The organism is Streptomyces tricolor (assembly GCF_002155905.1).
In the GTDB taxonomy this organism is placed as follows: domain Bacteria; phylum Actinomycetota; class Actinomycetes; order Streptomycetales; family Streptomycetaceae; genus Streptomyces; species Streptomyces tricolor.
The window spans coordinates 1-533 of record NZ_MUMF01000959.1 but is presented as its reverse complement, the minus strand read 5'-3'; the positions used below and the strand labels follow the sequence as shown (position 1 = coordinate 533).

Below are 533 nucleotides of genomic sequence, written 5' to 3'. Positions count from 1 at the left end.
AGATCAGGTCCTCGCCGGGCGTGGGCGCGGGCGGGAGCGCCTCGCGCTTCTTGTGGATCAGCTCGGCGAGGTAGCCGCGCATCTTCTTCACCGACCGGGCGACCCCGCCCCGGGGGCCTCCGCCGTGCCGGATCATCATGCCGGCCCAGTCGCGGAAGTCGTCCTGGTCCTCGCGCGGGACGCCGAGCAGGTCGCAGATGGCGTAGATGGGCAGCGGGAAGGCGAACTCGTGGATGAGGTCGGCGGATCCGCGCTCGGCGAACCGGTCGATGAGCTGGTCGGTCAGTTCCTGCACCCGGGGTGCGAACTCGGCGACCCGGCGCGGGGTGAACGCCTTGCTCACCAGCCTTCTGAGCCGGGTGTGGTCCGGCGGGTCGATGTTCAGCAGATGCGTCATCAGATCCGCCTTGCGCTCGCCCGGAATGCCCGTCTTGCCCTTGGCGTGCGCCGGCTCGTCGTGATGCGCCGGGTTCTTGCTCAGCCGCTGGTCGGCCAGGGCCTGGCGGGCATCGGCGTACCGGGTGACCAGCCAG

At 70.7% G+C, this 533-nt stretch carries 1 protein-coding gene; it reads right to left on the bottom strand.

The window, feature by feature from the left end:
- A partial coding sequence (locus CCN44_RS41890) for a cytochrome P450 family protein (protein WP_143650477.1) occupies window positions 1–533 on the bottom strand: 533 nt, incomplete at both ends.